The 16,352-nt window shown below is 73.2% G+C and carries 12 protein-coding genes; 4 read left to right on the forward strand and 8 right to left on the reverse strand.

The window, feature by feature from the left end:
- Positions 1–81 precede the first annotated feature (81 nt).
- The gene (locus tag ACZLMO_RS13630; protein ID WP_463654060.1) at positions 82–1,014 is read left to right on the forward strand and encodes an NADP-dependent oxidoreductase; all 933 of its coding nucleotides are present in this window, start codon (positions 82–84) and stop codon (positions 1,012–1,014) included.
- A gap of 1 nt (position 1,015) precedes the next feature.
- On the opposite strand, the gene ACZLMO_RS13635 is transcribed toward ACZLMO_RS13630, so the two are convergent.
- On the reverse strand, positions 1,016–1,432 hold the full coding sequence (locus tag ACZLMO_RS13635) for an SIP domain-containing protein (protein WP_463654061.1): 417 nt from the start codon (positions 1,430–1,432) through the stop codon (positions 1,016–1,018).
- 284 nt (positions 1,433–1,716) lie between these two features.
- On the opposite strand from ACZLMO_RS13635, the gene ACZLMO_RS13640 reads away from it, so the two are divergent.
- Positions 1,717–3,936, forward strand: coding sequence for a malate synthase G (locus ACZLMO_RS13640; RefSeq protein WP_463654062.1), 2,220 nt, complete (start codon positions 1,717–1,719; stop codon positions 3,934–3,936).
- A 112-nt stretch (positions 3,937–4,048) separates the two neighbouring features.
- Here the strand turns inward: ACZLMO_RS13640 and ACZLMO_RS13645 are convergent, their stop codons facing one another.
- From ACZLMO_RS13645 to ACZLMO_RS13660, 4 genes are all read right to left on the reverse strand, one after another.
- Positions 4,049–5,956: an ABC-F family ATP-binding cassette domain-containing protein gene (locus ACZLMO_RS13645; RefSeq protein WP_463654063.1), complete on the reverse strand. Its 1,908-nt coding sequence runs from the start codon at positions 5,954–5,956 to the stop codon at positions 4,049–4,051.
- A gap of 289 nt (positions 5,957–6,245) precedes the next feature.
- Positions 6,246–7,421: a MaoC/PaaZ C-terminal domain-containing protein gene (locus ACZLMO_RS13650; RefSeq protein ID WP_463654064.1), complete on the reverse strand. Its 1,176-nt coding sequence runs from the start codon at positions 7,419–7,421 to the stop codon at positions 6,246–6,248.
- A 7-nt stretch (positions 7,422–7,428) separates the two neighbouring features.
- Entirely contained in the window at positions 7,429–8,808 is a 1,380-nt protein-coding gene (locus tag ACZLMO_RS13655; protein WP_463654065.1) for a 3-oxoacyl-ACP reductase, read from the reverse strand.
- Positions 8,805–10,127 (reverse strand): acetyl-CoA C-acetyltransferase, encoded by a 1,323-nt coding sequence (locus ACZLMO_RS13660; protein ID WP_463654066.1) that lies wholly within the window; start codon positions 10,125–10,127, stop codon positions 8,805–8,807. Before ACZLMO_RS13660 ends, ACZLMO_RS13655 begins: the two co-directional genes overlap by 4 nt.
- A 114-nt stretch (positions 10,128–10,241) precedes the next feature.
- On the opposite strand from ACZLMO_RS13660, the gene ACZLMO_RS13665 reads away from it, so the two are divergent.
- Positions 10,242–11,294 carry a TetR/AcrR family transcriptional regulator gene (locus ACZLMO_RS13665; protein ID WP_463654067.1) on the forward strand — a complete coding sequence of 351 codons (1,053 nt, stop codon included), beginning with the start codon at positions 10,242–10,244 and terminating at the stop codon, positions 11,292–11,294.
- Positions 11,291–13,444: an acyl-CoA dehydrogenase family protein gene (locus tag ACZLMO_RS13670; protein ID WP_463654068.1), complete on the forward strand. Its 2,154-nt coding sequence runs from the start codon at positions 11,291–11,293 to the stop codon at positions 13,442–13,444. Before ACZLMO_RS13665 ends, ACZLMO_RS13670 begins: the two co-directional genes overlap by 4 nt.
- 445 nt (positions 13,445–13,889) lie before the next feature.
- On the opposite strand, the gene ACZLMO_RS13675 is transcribed toward ACZLMO_RS13670, so the two are convergent.
- From ACZLMO_RS13675 to ACZLMO_RS13685, 3 genes are all read right to left on the reverse strand, one after another.
- A complete protein-coding gene (locus ACZLMO_RS13675; protein WP_463654069.1) occupies positions 13,890–14,738 on the reverse strand; it encodes a hypothetical protein in 849 nt (282 codons plus the stop codon).
- Positions 14,739–14,917: 179 nt separating this feature from the next.
- A complete protein-coding gene (locus ACZLMO_RS13680) occupies positions 14,918–15,661 on the reverse strand; it encodes a hypothetical protein (RefSeq protein WP_463654070.1) in 744 nt (247 codons plus the stop codon).
- Positions 15,658–16,269, reverse strand: a complete 612-nt coding sequence (locus tag ACZLMO_RS13685) for a hypothetical protein (RefSeq protein WP_463654071.1) — start codon at positions 16,267–16,269, stop codon at positions 15,658–15,660. The genes ACZLMO_RS13680 and ACZLMO_RS13685 overlap by 4 nt, the downstream gene beginning before the upstream one ends.
- Positions 16,270–16,352 lie beyond the last annotated feature (83 nt).

Consider the following 16,352-nt stretch of genomic DNA (forward strand, 5'->3'; position numbering starts at 1 on the left):
TCGACGATGAACGACGACGAAACCCGCCCGCCTCACGCCCCACCCTGGAATGTCTCGCGCGCCACCCCTGTTGGCGGCGGTATGAAGGCCATCGGACTGACAACGACCGGCGGACCCGACGTGCTCGAGGTCCTCGACCTGCCCGACCCGACGCCGGGCGAGGGCGAGCTCCTCGTCCGCGTCCATGCGGCGGCGGTCAACCCCACGGACACGACCCGTCGCGCCGGCACGTCCCGGCGCGCCGCCGGGGACATGCCCCTCGTGCCGGGCATGGACGTCGCCGGCGTCCTCGAGGAGATCGGGCCGGACACGCAGACCACGCTGAAGGTCGGGGACCGCGTGATGGGCATCGTCGTGCCCAGCGGCACGCACGGCGCCTACGCGGAGAAGGTCGTGCTCCCCGCGGACTCGGTCGTGGCGGCTCCCCGCGAGACCAGCCACGCGCTGGCCGCCTCGCTCCCGATGAACGGCCTCACCGCGCGCCTCGCCCTCGACACGCTCGCCCTGCCGCGCGGCGGCGTCCTGGCCGTCTCCGGTGCGGCCGGAGCGATGGGCGGCTACGTCGTGCAGCTGGCGAGGGCCGACGGCCTCACGGTCGTCGCCGACGCCGCCGACAAGGACGAGGAGCTCGTGCGGGAGCTCGGCGCCGACGTCGTGCTGCCCCGCGGGAACGACTTCGCCGACCGCGTCCGCGAGCGGTACCCGGAGGGCGTCGACGGCGCCGTCGACGGTGCGCTGCTCGACGCGGCCCTCGTGCCGGCGGTGAAGGACGGCGCCACGATCGTCACGGTGCGCGGCTACGACGAGAAGGCCGACCGAGGCGTCACGTTCGCCCCGATCTTCGTCGGCGACTACGCCCAGGAGCGGGCGAAGCTCGACCAGCTGCGCAAGCAGGCCGAGTCCGGCACCGTCACGCTGCGGGTGGCCGCAGTGCTGTCGAAGGAGGAGGCGCCCGAGGCGCACCGCAGGCTCGAGGCCGGCGGCGTGCGCGGGCGCATCGTCCTCGCCTTCTGAGTCAGGGGTGGCGCCGGTGGGCCTGCGCGTGGTGGTGCTCGTGGATCCGGGCGTGCAGCTCGAGGTGGAGCTCGGCGAGCCGCAGGTTGTCCGCCCCGCCGACCCACACGACGATCGGCCCCTCGTCGGGCGCGTCGCACAGCCACTCGGACAGCCACGCGCGCACGGCACGTTCCACCCGCGCGCCGCGGGGTAGGAGACGTGCCTCGTCGCCGACCCGGGCCCGGGTCAGCCACCGGACGCCGACCCGGACGGGCGCGTCGAGCGCTGCGACGTGCTCGTCGGTGTCGACCTCGAGGTAGACCTGGCCGTACGCATTCTCGGGCAGGCGGTCGAGGACCGAGCGGATATAGGGGATGTCGCCCTGCTCGCCGACCAGGAGGACGTGCGGGTGGGGGCCGGCGTCGCAGAGGCACATGACCGACGAGTCAGGTAAGGCTCGCCTCACTGGCAAGGGCGTGTCGGGTGCTGGACCAGATCCCCGACCCGTCGTCGCTCCGCCCCGGTGGCGTCATGACCTGCGCCGACGAGGTCTTCGGACGTGCCTGACCCCCGTTGTCCCCACGATTCGGAACCGGCTTTCCGCTCAGTGGATTACCCTCGTATGAGGATTTCCGGCAGTCCGTAGGCTGGCCCCATGGCGGCCGCCGCGAGGTGGTGCCGGACCGCCGTGACCGCACCTCGAGCCAAGGAGTCCACGAGATGACGACCGCACAGTCCGCCGGCGCGCCAGGGGCCGACGATCGGGTCGAGCGCGCAGGCCTGGACGTCTACGCGCCGCTGGCCGCCTTCGTCGAGGACGAGGCCCTGCCCGGCACCGGCATCGACGCCGACGCCTTCTGGGGCGGCCTCGCCTCGATCATCGCCGACCTCACGCCGGAGAACCGCCGCCTGCTCGGCGTGCGCGACGAGCTCCAGGCCGCGATCGACCAGTACCACAAGGACCAGCCCGGCCTGCCGGACCCCGCGAAGTACACGGAGTTCCTGCGGGAGATCGGCTACCTCGTCGAGGAGCCGGCGGACTTCACCATCACGACGACGAAGGTCGACACCGAGGTCGCCGACGTCGCCGGCCCGCAGCTCGTGGTGCCCCTCCTCAACGCCCGCTTCGCCATCAACGCCGCGAACGCCCGATGGGGCTCGCTCTACGACGCGCTCTACGGCACGGACGCGATCGCCGACGAGGGCGAGCTCGCCCGCGGCGCGGAGTTCAACACCGTCCGCGCGGCGGAGGTCGTGCGCCGCGGCCGCGAGATCCTCGACCAGGCCGTCCCGCTGGAGAGCGGCTCGCACGCCGACGCCACCGCCTACCGGGTCGAGGACGGCGTGCTGCGCGTCGACCTCGCCGGCTCCGGCGACGCCGGTTCGACCACCGGCCTCGCCGACCCGAGTGCCTTCGTCGGCTACACGGGCGACGCCGCCGCCCCGGCCACCGTGCTCCTCGTCCACAACAAGCTGCACCTCGAGCTCGTCGTCGACCACTCGGGCGCGATCGGCGCCACCGACTCGGCGGGCGTGCAGGACATCGTCATCGAGTCCGCGATCTCCACGATCATGGACCTCGAGGACTCGGTGGCCGCCGTCGTGCCGGCGGACAAGGTCCTCGGCTACCGCAACTGGCGCGAGCTCGTCAGCGGCACGCTGACGGAGGAGGTGACGAAGAACGGCCGCACCTTCACCCGTTCCCTCAACCCCGACCGCGAGTACACCGGCGCCGACGGCTCGCCCGTGGTGCTCCCGGGCCGCTCCCTGCTGTGGATCCGCAACGTCGGCCACCTCATGCGCACGGACGCGGTGAAGGACGCCGAGGGGCAGGACGTGTTCGAAGGCATCCTCGACGCCGCGATCACCGCGCTCGGTACCCTCCCGGACCTGTCCGGCGAGCGCGCGGGCACGAACTCGCGCGAGGGCTCGATCTACGTCGTCAAGCCCAAGATGCACGGGCCGGCGGAGGTCGCGTTCGCGGCCGAGCTCTTCTCCCGCGTCGAGGCGCTCCTCGGCCTCGAGCACGGCACGATCAAGATGGGCATCATGGACGAGGAGCGGCGCACCACCGTCAACCTCCGTGCCGCGATCGCCGAGGCCGCGGACCGCGTGGCGTTCATCAACACCGGCTTCCTCGACCGCACGGGCGACGAGATCCACACCTCCCTGCACGCCGGCGTCGTCCTGCCCAAGGGTCAGATCAAGGGCCTCGAGCTCATGGCCGCCTACGAGACGGCCAACGTCGACGCGGGCCTGCGTGCCGGGTTCTCCGGCAAGGCGCAGATCGGCAAGGGGATGTGGGCGGCGCCCGACCTCATGGCGGACATGCTCGAGCAGAAGGGCGCCCACCCCCGCACGGGCGCGAACACCGCCTGGGTCCCCTCGCCGACGGCCGCCACGCTCCACGCGCTGCACTACCTCGAGGTCGACGTCGACGCCGTGCGCGCCGAGATCACCGGCCGCGAGCCGCAGAGCGTCGACCCGATCCTCGTCCCGCCGCTGACGGACCAGGACCTCTCCGACGACGACGTGCGCTCGTCGCTCGACGACAACGTCCAGTCGATCCTCGGCTACGTGGTGCGCTGGATCGACCAGGGCGTCGGCTGCTCGAAGGTCCCGGACATCAACGGCATCGCGCTCATGGAGGACCGCGCCACTCTGCGGATCTCCTCGCAGCTCCTGGCGAACTGGCTGCACCACGGCGTGATCACGGTGGCCGACGTCGACGACGCCCTGCAGCGCCTCGCCCCCGTGGTCGACGAGCAGAACGCCGGCGACCCGAACTACGAGGCGCTCATCGGTGCCGACGGTCCCGGTGTGGCCTTCCGGGCCGCGCGGGCCCTGATCGTCGAGGGTGCGGACCAGCCCAACGGGTACACCGAGCCGATCCTCCACCGGATGCGCCGCGAGAAGCTCGGGGCGCCTCCGCAGGTCTGAGGGGCGTCTGGAGGTCGATCGTCTCTGGTCGCCCCCACTGCGCACCGCCTCCCGGTGAGCAGCGGGGGCGATCTGCGTCTGCCCCGTGTCGCTCGGCCCGGCGCCCCTAGGTTCAGTCCGTCTCGGTGAGCCGGCCGGCGTCCATGTGCCAACGCCGCGTCGCACGCACGCCGCCGAGCATCCGGCGGTCGTGCGTCACCAGCAGGACGGTGCCGCCGAACGAGTCGACGGCCTGCTCGAGCTGCTCGACGGCGGGCAGGTCGAGGTGGTTCGTCGGCTCGTCGAGCACGAGGAAGTTGACCCCGCGCGCCTGGAGGAGCGCGAGCGCGGCGCGGGTGCGCTCGCCGGGGGAGAGGGAGCCTGACGGTCGCGTCGCGCGGTCGCCGGCGAGCCCGAACTTGGCGAGCAGCGTGCGGGAATCTTCGGGAGAGAGGCCGGAGGCGTCGGTGAACGTCCTGGTCAGAGGCTCGTTGCCGTCGAAGGTGTCGCGGGCCTGATCCACCTCCCCGACGACGACGCCCGACCCGAGCGATGCCCGGCCCTCGTCGGGGGCGAGCCGCCCGAGCAGGAGCGCGAGCAGGGTCGACTTCCCCGAGCCGTTCGCGCCCGTGAGCACCACGCGGTCGCCCCACGAGATCTCGGCGGTGACCGGCCCGAGCGTGAAGGTGCCCGCGAAGGGCTGGTGAGCTGCGGCGTCGTGGGGCGTGTCCGTGGGGCGAGCGGAGCCTGCGGCGCCGGCGAGCGGTGAGGTGGCTGCGGAGCCGAGGGTGACGACGGCGTCGTCGAGCGTGGCGACGACCGTGCCCGAGCGCGGCGCCTCGGCCACCGTCATCCGCAGCTGCCACTCCTTGCGGGGCTCGGGGACCTCCTCGAGGCGTTCGATCGCGCGCTCGGTCTGGGAGATCTTCGCCGCGAGCTTCTCGGTGCGGGCCTTGGCTGCGTGGATGATGTGCTTGTCGCCGTCGGTGGCCTTCTTGCGGGCGTTCCGGATGCCCGTGGAGGTCCACTCCTTCTGCTGCTGGTGGCGGGCCTTGAGGCCGGAGACCTTGTCGGCGTAGGCGTCGTAGGCCTCGCGGGCCCGGCGGCGGGCCACGGCGCGTTCGGCCAGGTAGGACTCGTAGCCGCCGTCGTAGACGGACACCTGGTGCTGCGCGGAGTCGATCTCGACGATGCCGGTGGTCGTGCGCGCGAGGAACTCGCGGTCGTGGCTGACGACGACGATGCCCTGCCGCGCCCCCGCCACGAACGTCTCGAGCTGCTCGAGCCCGGCGAGGTCGAGGTCGTTGGTGGGCTCGTCGAGCAGGAGGATGTCGTAGCGCTGGAGGAGGAGCACGGCGAGCGACGCGCGGGCCGCCTCGCCGCCCGAGAGCGTGGTGGTCGCGGCGTCGAGCTCGGCGGCCAGCCCGAGCCGGGAGACGACCTCCGCCGTGCGTTCGGCCAGGTCGGCGCCACCGAGGGCGAGCCATCTGTCGAGCGCGGTCGCGTACCGGTCCTCGGCAGCGCGGCCCGGATCGGTGGTGGCGAGCGCGGCCGCGGCGTCGTTCATCTCGGCCTCTGCCGCCGCGACGCCCGTGCGGCGCCCGATCATCGCCGGGAGCGTCTCGCCGGGCCGGCGGTCGGGCTCCTGGGCGAGAAGCCCGACGGTCGCCGTCGGGGGTGCGAGCACCACCTGCCCGCTGACCTCCGGCCCCCCGTCGTCGAGATTGCGGTTGGGAGCACCCGACCCGGCCGTGCTGTCGTCGAGATTGCGGTTGGTGGCCCGCGTGCCGGCGCTCTCGTCGAGATTGCGGTTGGGGGCTCGTCCGGTCGTATCGGCCTGTCCGCCCCCATGGTCGAGAGTGTGGTCCAGCGAACGCGTGTCGGCCGCGGCAAGAATCTCGAGCAAGGTCGACTTGCCCGCGCCGTTGGGACCCGCGAGGCCCCACACCTCGCCCGGTGCGACGGTCAGGTCGAGGTCCGAGAACAGCTCGCGTGGGCCCCGGAGGGCGCGCAGCCCGATCGCGCGCAGGGTGGCAGACATGGGCGCCAGCGTAGGTCGGGCCCTGCCGGTGGCCGAACTCATTCCGGTGGGGAGCGACTCGGCTCTCACGGACGTGTCGTGAGGTGCTCCAGTGGTGCGGGATGCTGGTGTGACTGCCCTGATCAGCAGTGGTGTTCCCGCACCCCGCACGCAGCCATAACGGGGCCGAACGACCAGGTGTCCGGTGGGTGACGGACCGGTGTCGGGCCGTGCTCCACAGGATGTTCGGCTTGTCCACGGGTGTGTGCACACGGGTGTGGACACAGCCTGTGGACAAGCCGGCGGTCGGTCAGCTCCCCGCGGTCGTCACGACGGTCGTCGCGTGGACCTTGCCGCGCTTGGGGTCCCATACCACGCTCCGGGTTGTGATCGGCCCGTTATCAGCCTCGCGATGCTCGACAGCCCCCGCGTGGGGCGTCCCTGATGCCCGCATCACATCGTTGACCTGCGCATACGCCACCTTCGCCGGAAGAATCACCGGCGATCCGAACTCGACCTCCCACGTGGTGGACCCGGGGCGACCGGCCGCGTGGAGCGCTCGCGCGGCGGTGTACATGCCGTGCGCGATGCGCCGCGGGAACCCGAAGGCGCGAGCTCCCAAACGGGAGGTGTGGATCGGATTGCGATCCCCCGAGACCTGTGCATAGGTGTGGATGTCGCTCTCGGAGACCGCCCACAGCGCCTGCGGACGGTGCGGGATCTCGACGCGCGGCCGCTCCTCGGCTGCCGGCCCGCGGTCGAGTCCGGTCGGAGCCGAGCCCTTGGCCAGGTACGTCGCTCGTCCGGACCACACGGGCTCGCCCTTCGAGGTGCGTGCGAGGACCGACAGATCGACCGTCGTCCCCCGCTTGTGCTCCCGCGCGTCGTGCGCCCAGGCGGTCACGGTGAGCTCCTCGCCGAGGCGCACCGGCCGCGTCTGCGTGATCCGGTTGGACACGTGGATCATGCCGAGCGGCGAGAACGGGAAGTCCGCCCGCGCCATGAGTGCCACGGCCAACGGGAACGCGAGGACGTGCACGAAGCCCGGGGGCAGCGTGTCGTCCACGGGCGCGCCCACGAGGTGCTGGTACGCGGTGAGGTGCGCGGCGTCGGCCCGGACGGGACCGGCAGCCAGCGCCACCTCGGGCAGCCCCGCCGCCGGCCGCGAGGCGAGGACGGCCTGCGCCGAGCGCCCGAGCACGGTCCGGTAGGTGGCCCCGAGCGGCGGGACGTCCCCGACCTCCTCGACCCGGAACGACGACGGAGGACCGAAGAACGCACCGTCGTCGTCGGAGGTTTCTCCGCTGTTCCGGTCGGAGTCCAGCGTCCCCTCGCGCGTGTACGGCGATGCGCTCGCGTGCCGCGGAGAGGTCTGCTCGCTCGCCGAACGGGGGAGGGAGCCGGACCGATCACCGGCGGACATCCCCTTGTTCGTCGCACCGGGGAGGTCGCCCGACGGCTCCGGGTGGTACGTCCCGTTGGTCATCGCGGGATCACTTCCCCACGAGGAGCTGGCCGCACACGCGCAGCACCTCACCGTTGATGCCCCCGGCCTGCGGGGAGGCGAGGAACGCGATCGCCTCGGCCACGTCGACCGGGAGCCCGCCCTGCTGCAGCGACGACATGCGCCTTGACATCTGCCGCGGCACCGGCGGGATCTTCGCCGTCATGTCCGTCTCGATGAACCCCGGGGCCACGGCGTTGGCCGTCCCGCCGGAGGCCGCCATGAGCGGCGCCAGCGCGCGGGTCATCCCGATGATCCCGGACTTCGCGTACCCGTAGTTCGTCTGGCCGCGGTTGCCGGCGATGCCGGAGGTCGAGGCCAGCGAGATGATCCGCGGCGCGTGCGTGGCGTCGCCGAGCACGCCGGGCTCCGCGAACGTCTCGTTCATCGTCACGGGAGCGGCGATGTTGACCGCGAGCAGGTCGGCGAACCGGTCCTCGGTCATGTTGGCCAGAAGCTTGTCCCGCAGGATCCCGGCGTTGTGCACCACCACGTCGAGCCGGCCGTACCGCGCGTGGGCGGCGGCGAGGATCTTCTCCGCGGCGTCCTCGCGCGTGACGTCGAGCTGCACGGCGATACCGCCGGCCTTGTTGACCGTGGAGGCGAGGGCCTCCCCGGCGGAGGGCACGTCGATGCCGACGACGTGGGCGCCGTCCCGGGCGGCCACGCGGGCGATCTCCGCGCCGATGCCGCGCGCGGCACCGGTCACCGCGACGACGAGACCCGTGAGCGGGCGCGCCCAGTCCGCGGGCGCCTCCCCGCCGGGACCGGCGCTGAGGATCTGACCGTCGACGAACGCCGAGCGCGCGGACAGCAGGAACCGTGCGGCACCGGCCGGCGACGGATCGCCCGCAGACGCGCCTCCGACCAGGGCGATCGCGTTCCCGGTCGCCCCGGCGCGCAGCTCCTTGGCGAGCGAGCGGACGAATCCGTCCACTCCGGCTCGGGCGGCCGCGAGTCGCGGCGCGTCCCCCTCCTCGGCGGCCCGCGAGATGACGAGCACCCGCCCGTTCGGCGCGAGGTCGCGCAGCGTCCCGCCCACCTCGAGCGCCGGGTCGGTGAGGTCGGCGCTCCGCTCGAGCCCGGTCGCCACGAGCACGACGGCGCCGAGCTTCCGCGAGGCCCCCGGACCGGCGTCGCGGCGGACGTCGGCGCCCCAGGCGAGCAGGTGCTCCACCAGTGCCTCGGAGTCGACCCGCGCGGCGTCGGACCCGTCGGTGAGGACGAGAACCGGCCCCGGCGTCAGCGGGGAGTCGACCGCCGTGAGGTCGTCGGTGCGGCGCAGCACGGCGGGCCGGGGCAGGCCGAGCTGCTTGGCGACCGCCTGGCCGGCACCGCCGTTGACGAAGGAGAGGTAGGAGTCGTTCACGCCGCCTCCAAGATCATGGCGACGGCCTGGCCGCCGGCCGCGCACACCGAGATGAGGCCGAGGGCCTTCTCGCCGGGGCGGACCTGGGACTCGCCACGCTCGGCGAGGAGCTTGGACAGCGTGCCGACGATCCGGCCGCCGGTCGCGGCGAACGGGTGCCCGGCGGCGAGCGAGGAGCCCGCCACGTTGAGGCGGCTGCGGTCCACGGTGCCCACCGGCTCGCTGCGGCCGAGGCGCTCGCGCGCGAACGTCTCGTCCTCGAGCGCCGCCAGGGTGGAGAGCACGGTGGACGCGAAGGCCTCGTGGATCTCGACGAGGTCGAAGTCGGCGAGCGTGAGGCCGGTGCGCTCGAGCAGGGCAGGGATCGCGAACGCGCCGCCCATGAGCAGGCCCTGCGCGCCGTCGACGAAGGAGACCGCGCCGGGCTGCGCGTCGACCACGTGCGCGAGGACGGGCAGGCCACGCTCGGTGGCCCACTCGTCGGAGGAGAGCAGGACCGCGGAGGCGCCGTCGGACAGCGGGGTCGAGTTGCCGGCGGTCATCGTGGCCGGCGGCGCGCCCTCGGGCAGGTTCTTCGTGCCGAAGACCGGCTTGAGCTTGCCCAGCTTCTCGAGCGACGTGTCCGGGCGCAGCGCCTCGTCCTTCGTCAGGCCCCGCAACGGGGTGAGCAGGTCGTCGAAGAACCCGCGCTCGTAGGCGGCGGCGAGGTTGTGGTGCGAGGCGAGCGCGAGCTCGTCCTGCGCCTCCCGGCTGATCCCCCACGCGGCGGTCGTCAGGGCCTGGTGCTCACCCATCGACAGGCCGGTCCGGGGCTCGTTGACGTCGGGCGCGACGGGCGCGAGGTCGCCCGGCCGGATCTTTGCGAACGCCTTGAGGCGGTCGGTGGTGGAACGGGCGCGCGAGGCCGTGAGCAGGATCCGGCGCAGCTTCTCGCTGACGACGATCGGGGCGTCCGACGCCGAGTCGGTCCCACCCGCGACGCCGACCTCGATCTGCCCGAGCGCGATCTTGTTCGCCACCCCGACCGCGGCCTCCATGCCCGTGGCGCACGCGCGCTGGACGTCGTAGGCCGGCGTGGTGGGGTCGAGCGCGGTGCCGAGGACCGACTCGCGGGTGAGGTTGAAGTCCTTGGGCTGCTTGAGCACGGCGCCCGCGGCGACCTCGTCCAGGCGCTCGCCCGCGAGGCCGGTGCGGGCCACGAGGCCCTCGATCGCGGCCGTGAGCAGGTCCTTCGGGCTCAGGGAGTTGTAGGCCGAGCCGGCCTTGCCGAACGGGGTGCGGTTCGCGGCCACGACGGCGGCGCGGCGTGGGGTGGGCATGGGAATCACGTGGGGTCCTCGCTTCGCTGGGACGGACGGTCGGAACGGTAGGCAGCCGGTCGGACGGCACGCAGAAAACTGGCCGGTACCGAAAGTACCTGATACTTTGAGTCCATGGTACAGCCCGAGAGCGAGGATGTCGCGAGCACCGTGGTGCCCGCCGCCGCGCCAAGCGCTGCCGCGCCCGTGGCCGGGCGTCCCGTGAGCGGGGCGCCGCGCGCCGACGGCCGCACGACGAGGTGGGCGGACCACCGCGCCACCCGCACGCTCGAGCTCGTGCGCGCCGCCCGCCGCTGCGTCCACGAGCGGGGCCCCGACGTCTCGATGGACGACCTCGCCGCCCACATGGGCACCTCGAAGTCGATCCTCTACCGCTACTTCACGGACAAGGCCGGGCTGCAGCGGGCCGTCGGCCAGCACGTCCTCCAGCGCATCCTGCGCGAGCTGACCGAGGCCGCCGGCCACTCCGGCGGTCCGCGCGAGCGCATCCACGCGATGGTGGCCGCCTACCTGCGCCTCGTCGACGACGCCCCGCACGTCTACGCGTTCGTCACCTCGCCCACGGCCGAGGCCTCGGGCGACGTCCGCGGGTTCGTCGCCGAGGTCGACGTCATCGTCGCGCGCACGCTCGTGCCCGCGGTCCTCGGGCTCGACGACGACAGTCAGGTCGACCGCATCTCGCCCGCGACGGCCACGCGGGCCACCCTGTGGGCGTCCGGGGTCACCGGCACGGTGCGCTCCGTCGCGGACAGGTGGCTCGCCGCGCGCGCCGAGATCGAGTCACGGTCCGACGACGCCGAACGGCCCGCCGCGGCCTCCGTCCCCGGGACGACCCCCGACGAGGCGGACGCAACCGCGGGGCGAGGCTCCGCCGTCGTGCCCGGGACGACCACCGACCAGGGGGACGTGCCCGCGGGGCGAGGCTCCGCCGTCGTGCCCGGTCCGTCCCCCGACCAGGGGGACCCGACGACGCAGCGAGGCGGCGTCGTCGGGGGACTGCCCCACAGCGAGATCGACGATGCCGTCGCCGGCATCGAGCGGGACGAGCTCGCCGCCTTCATCGCCTCGTGGCTGTGGGACGGGGCCGTCGGCGTGCTGCGCCGCGCCCGGACCGACACCAGACCCCGCACCGTCCCGACCACCAAGACCGACAAGGACGTCTCGTGACCCAGACCCCCATCCGCCCGACGGACAGCACCCCGACGACCACGCCGTCGGCCCACACACCGGCCTCGGTCGACCGGCCCGACCTGCGCATCGACGTCGCCGAGCTCACCCGCCTGGTCGGCGGCCGCTGGTGGCACCTGCGCCAGGGCGCGCGCGACCTCGCGCTCGACCCGCGCATGCGCAAGATCGAGGGCCTGAGCCACCACGAGCACCGCGAGCGTGTGCTCGAGCAGCTCCACCTGCTCACCGAGATCGGCGACCCGCTGCGCGCCTTCCCCACGCGCCTGGGCGGGAAGGACGACCACGGCGGCTCGCTCGCGACGTTCGAGGAGCTCGTCGTCGCCGACCCGTCGTTGCAGATCAAGGCGGGCGTGCAGTGGGGGCTGTTCGCGTCGGCGATCCTCCACCTCGGCACCGCCGAGCAGCACGACCGCTTCCTGCCCGGCGCCATGGACCTCACGGTCCCCGGCGCCTTCGCGATGACCGAGCGCGGGCACGGGTCCGACGTCTCCGGCGTGCTCACCACGGCCACCTACGACGCCGACACGGACGAGATCGTCGTGCACACCCCGGTCGAGGCCGCGCAGAAGGAGTACCTCGGCAACGCCGCCCTGCACGGGGTCGCGGCGGTCGTGTTCGCGCAGCTGATCGTCGGCGGCGTCAACCACGGCGTGCATGCGATGTACGTGCCCGTGCGCGAGCAGCGGCCCGACGGCTCGCTCGTGCTCCTGCCCGGCGTGGGCAGCGCGGACGACGGCGTCAAGGGCGGCCTCAACGGCATCGACAACGGGCGCCTGTGGTTCGACCACGTGCGCATCCCGCGCGTCAACCTCCTGCCCCGGTACGGATCGATCGACGAGGACGGGACCTACTCCTCGCCGATCGAGTCGCCCGGGCGCCGGTTCTTCACGATGCTCTCCACGCTCGTGCAGGGGCGGGTGTCGCTGTCGAACGCGGCGTCCGGCTCCGCGCGGATGGCGCTCGCGATCGCGGTGACCCACGCGGAGCAGCGGCGCCAGTTCACCGGCGGCGACCCGCAGGAGGAGGTCGTCCTCCTCGACTACCAGCGCCACCAGCGCCGGCTGCTGCCGAGGATCGCCCGCACGTACGCGCTGTCCTTCCTCGGGGCCGAGCTGCTCGAGCGGTTCGACGACGTCTTCTCCGGCCGGCACGACACCGACGAGGACCGCCAGGACCTCGAGACCCTCGCCGCCGCCACGAAGCCGCTGGCCACGTGGAACGCGCTCGACACGATCCAGGAGGCGCGCGAGGCCTGCGGCGGCGCCGGCTACATGGCGGAGAACCGGCTGACCGGCCTGCACCAGGACCTCGACGTGTACGCCACGTTCGAGGGGGACAACAACGTGCTCCTCCAGCTCGTCGGGAAGCGGCTGATGACCGACGCCGGCAGGGAGATGATGCAGATGGACGTGGCGGGCACCGTGCGGTGGGTCGCCGCGCGCGCCGCCGACACGGCCCTGCACCGCACGCCGCTGCGCCGGGCGGCGCAGTCGATCCGGGACTCCGGTTCGAAGGCCCGCTCCGCCGGGCACCTGCGCTCCGCCGACGTCCAGCGCGAGCTCCTCGAGGAGCGCGTGGAGACGATGGTCGAGGAGATCGTCCTCGGGATGCGCGCCGCCCGCGGCGAGTCCGACGAGAAGGCCTTCGAGGTCTTCAACTCCCACCAGGACCGGATCATCGCCGCGGCGCGTGCGCACGGTGAGCTGCTCGCGTGGGAGGCGTTCACCGACGCCCTGTCGCGGGTGCGGGACAAGGAGACCTTCGAGGTGCTGCGGACCGTGCGCGACCTCTACGGCCTCACCGTCATCGAGGCCGACCTCGCCTGGTACCTCGTCAACGGCCGGATGACCATGCAGCGCGCGAAGACCGTGACCAGCTACGTCGAGCGGCTGCTGGCGCGGCTGCGGCCGCACGCGAAGGCGCTGGTCGACGGGTTCGGGTACTCGCCCGAGCACCTCGGCGCGACGATCGCCGGCCCGGGGGAGGGGGAGCGGCAGCGCGCGACGCGGGAGTACCAGCGGCGGCTGCGCGCTTCCGGCGAGGCGCCCGTGGACGAGAAGACGATGCGGGCGCGGGCGAAGCAGGAGTCCCAGGACGCGAGGGCGGAGCAGCCCGGCGCGCCTGCGTAGTCGGGGGGCTCGTCCGTTGGCGAGCGCGGGGAGTTTCCTCGGCGAGTGAGGGGAGGATTTCTGCCGACGAGCGAGGGGACTGCTGCCTGGCGGGTGAGCGGGGCGGCGGCCTTGGTCGGCGACTGAGCGGACTGCTGCCCGGCGCTCCGTCGACCTCGTGCATTTCCGCTGACCCAGGGAGTTGTGCGCCGACCCAGGGAGTTATGTGCCGAGCCAGGTAGGTATGTGCCGAGCCAGGTAGGTATGCGCCGACCCACGTAGATATGTGCCGAACCCACCTACGCCGTGACCTGGCTCGGCACTCAACCACTTGGCTCGGCGTTAAGCCCCTGTCTCGGCACTCAACCCTCAGGCTCGGCGCTAAGCCCCTGGCTCGGCAGTCAATGTCTGAGGTCGGCGGGGCCGCGTGGGTTCGGCGAGGGACTGCGGGTTCGGCGCTCCACTCCTATGTCGGACCAGCGACCCGGGCGCCGGACGCCCGCACCCGCGCCGCGCCCCACGTCCGTTGCGTCTCCAGCGCCCAGAACCACACGAACAGCGCGATCTCGTACCACTCGACGGCGAGCAGCCGGTACTCCCACCCGATCAGGTCCAGCACCCCGAAGATCGGCGCCCCCGCCGCCATCAGCCAGAAGATCAACTGGTAGCGGCGGCGCAGGTCGCGGCGCCCCGAGTCGAGCGAGGCGTGCGGCCGCCCGGCCAGCTCCGGCCACGCGTGACTCGCCACCGCGATCGCGAGGTTGACGATGAGCAGCACCGCGGCTGCCACGTGGATTCCCGCGAAGTCGCCGCCCTCGACCACCCGCCAGACCACGAGGCCGACGAATGCCACCAGCACCACGTTCATCGCGTTCGCGGCTACCCGCGTGAGCCGGTGCCGCTCGATCGGCGCGGGCCGCGACGGCGAGAACCGCAGCTCCAGCACGACGAACACCACCGACATCACCAGCACCGTCACGCAGGTGGCCCGCAGGGCGGTGACCATCTCGTGGCGTGCGGCGTCGTCGAGGGCGTCAAGCGTGGGCCCGATCGAGGTCGGCACGAGCGCCACGAAGATCGCGAAGAACCCCGCGACGTCGAGGCTGAAGTCCTCCAGCGCCGACGCGCCGCGGTACGCCACCAGGCACGCCGCGATCGCCATCATCACGCCGACGAACATGTCCCGGATCGGCCCCAGGTAGTACGCGCTGATCGACTCCTCGATCGCGCCAAGCCAGAAGAACGCGAGCACGGACCCGAGCAGCAGCAGCGCCGGCAGCGTCATGAGCATGAGCCGCAGGTACAGGTACGTCACCCGCGACACCGCGCCCGACGCCGAAGCCTCGCCCGCGTATTCCGGCTCGCCCGGAGCGAGGGTCGGGTCGGTCGCGGGGCGCCGCCCCGATGGTCGACCGTCGCCCGCCTGATCCGCCCCTGCACTCACGGCGTCAGGCTATCCAGCGCCGCCGACGTCGGTCCCACCCGCGCGGTCGCTCAGCGCCGCCAGAGGTCCTGGTCGGGCGGGGTGGCCCAGGGCCGGTCGGCCGGTGCGCTCGGGCGCGCGGTGGCCGGGCGGGGATGTGCGCCGTCGGGCGTGGTCTTGGCGGTTGCGGGGCTGGCGGTTGCGGAGGGAGACGGCGAAGCGGCAGGTCCGGCAGTGCGGTGGGGGGCCGGGCGGTGCCGGTCGTCGTCGGGAGCGGTGGTCGTCCCCGCACCCTCCGCGCGGTCCCGCTCCTGCATGACGTGCTCGGCGAGGCGGCGGGCGGTCGCTGCCCTGCGTGCGGGCGAGTTCACCCGCGTGGCCGCGGGCAGGAGCAGCAGCGTGAGGAGGATCAGCACGCCGATGGCCTCCTTCCACAGGACCGACCAGATCCCGGGGCGCAGGATCGCCCCGTTGTCCGCGAGGCAGACGAAGCTGGTCGAGACGCCTTGTCCGCCGTCGGCGAGGGAGGTGGTCGTCGAGATCGCGCGGACGTCCTCGTAGCCGGGCGGGCAGATGAAGCCGAGGGGCTGCAGCAGCTCGACGTGCCCCGGCCAGATGAACCACAGCGCCATGAGCACGAACGGGACGATCGGCGCCGCGATGAGCACGGCGAGGAGGGGGACGGCGAGCGCGCTGCCGCCGGGGTCGGGTGCGGTCGCGGTCGCAGGTGCGGTCGCGGTTGCCGGGGCGGACCGGGCCGGGGCCGTGCGCGAGTGCGGGGGCGTGGAGGGGTGTCCGGCGTCGGGCATGGTCATTGGACGAGCTCCCCGTCGGCGTCGAAGGTGACGCGCTCGACCGTGCGCCGTGGATCGCTGAACGTGAACGCGATCTCGGGCGCGCAGTGCGGTGGCATGCCGGGTGGGTCGCCGGTGGGGGACATCGCGTGGGCGTCGGTGGCGCGTGGAGGGGCGCAGCTGACGGCGAGGTCGACGGCCATCTCGCCGGGGGCGACGCCGCGGAGCGCGAGGGCCTCGTCGTAGAGCTCGCCGATCCGGTCGAGCGCGGGGACGTCGGAGAGGACGAACCAGCCGTCGACGGCGTCGGTCGGGTAGGGGCCGATGTTCGACGCGTCGTCGAGGCCGCGCACGTTCCACTGGTCCCACAGAGGCTCGGTGGCCGGCGAGGCGAGGACGGTGACGTGCTCGGGGGACGCGTTCATGCGGTTGATGGCGAGCTCGCCGGGGCTGATCTCGAGGGCTCCGGCGACGGCGTCCCGGGCGGACTCGAAGCGCTCGCGGTCGGCGCTCGGACCGCGGCGGGCGGCCTCGTCGAGGACCTCGTGGTACGGCTCGGCGCCGACGCAGGCGGTGAGCGTGGTGGCGAGCGCGGCGGTGACGATCACGAGCCCGACGGCGGAGCGCACCTCGTGCCTCCGCCTCCCCTGCGTCGTGGTCGAGCCCGGGGGAGTGGGGAGAGGGTCTCTCACGAGGCCAAGGTAAGCGTGAT

The sequence above is a fragment of the Georgenia sp. G2120 genome, assembly GCF_055326485.1.

Coding starts and splice junctions, on each gene's coding strand:
- ACZLMO_RS13630 (WP_463654060.1), top strand. CDS start 82: ATGAAGGCCATCGGACTGACAACGACCGGCGGACCCGACGTGCTCGAG.
- ACZLMO_RS13635 (WP_463654061.1), bottom strand. CDS start 1,432: ATGTGCCTCTGCGACGCCGGCCCCCACCCGCACGTCCTCCTGGTCGGC.
- ACZLMO_RS13640 (WP_463654062.1), top strand. CDS start 1,717: ATGACGACCGCACAGTCCGCCGGCGCGCCAGGGGCCGACGATCGGGTC.
- ACZLMO_RS13645 (WP_463654063.1), bottom strand. CDS start 5,956: ATGTCTGCCACCCTGCGCGCGATCGGGCTGCGCGCCCTCCGGGGCCCA.
- ACZLMO_RS13650 (WP_463654064.1), bottom strand. CDS start 7,421: ATGACCAACGGGACGTACCACCCGGAGCCGTCGGGCGACCTCCCCGGT.
- ACZLMO_RS13660 (WP_463654066.1), bottom strand. CDS start 10,127: ATGCCCACCCCACGCCGCGCCGCCGTCGTGGCCGCGAACCGCACCCCG.
- ACZLMO_RS13665 (WP_463654067.1), top strand. CDS start 10,242: ATGGTACAGCCCGAGAGCGAGGATGTCGCGAGCACCGTGGTGCCCGCC.
- ACZLMO_RS13680 (WP_463654070.1), bottom strand. CDS start 15,661: ATGACCATGCCCGACGCCGGACACCCCTCCACGCCCCCGCACTCGCGC.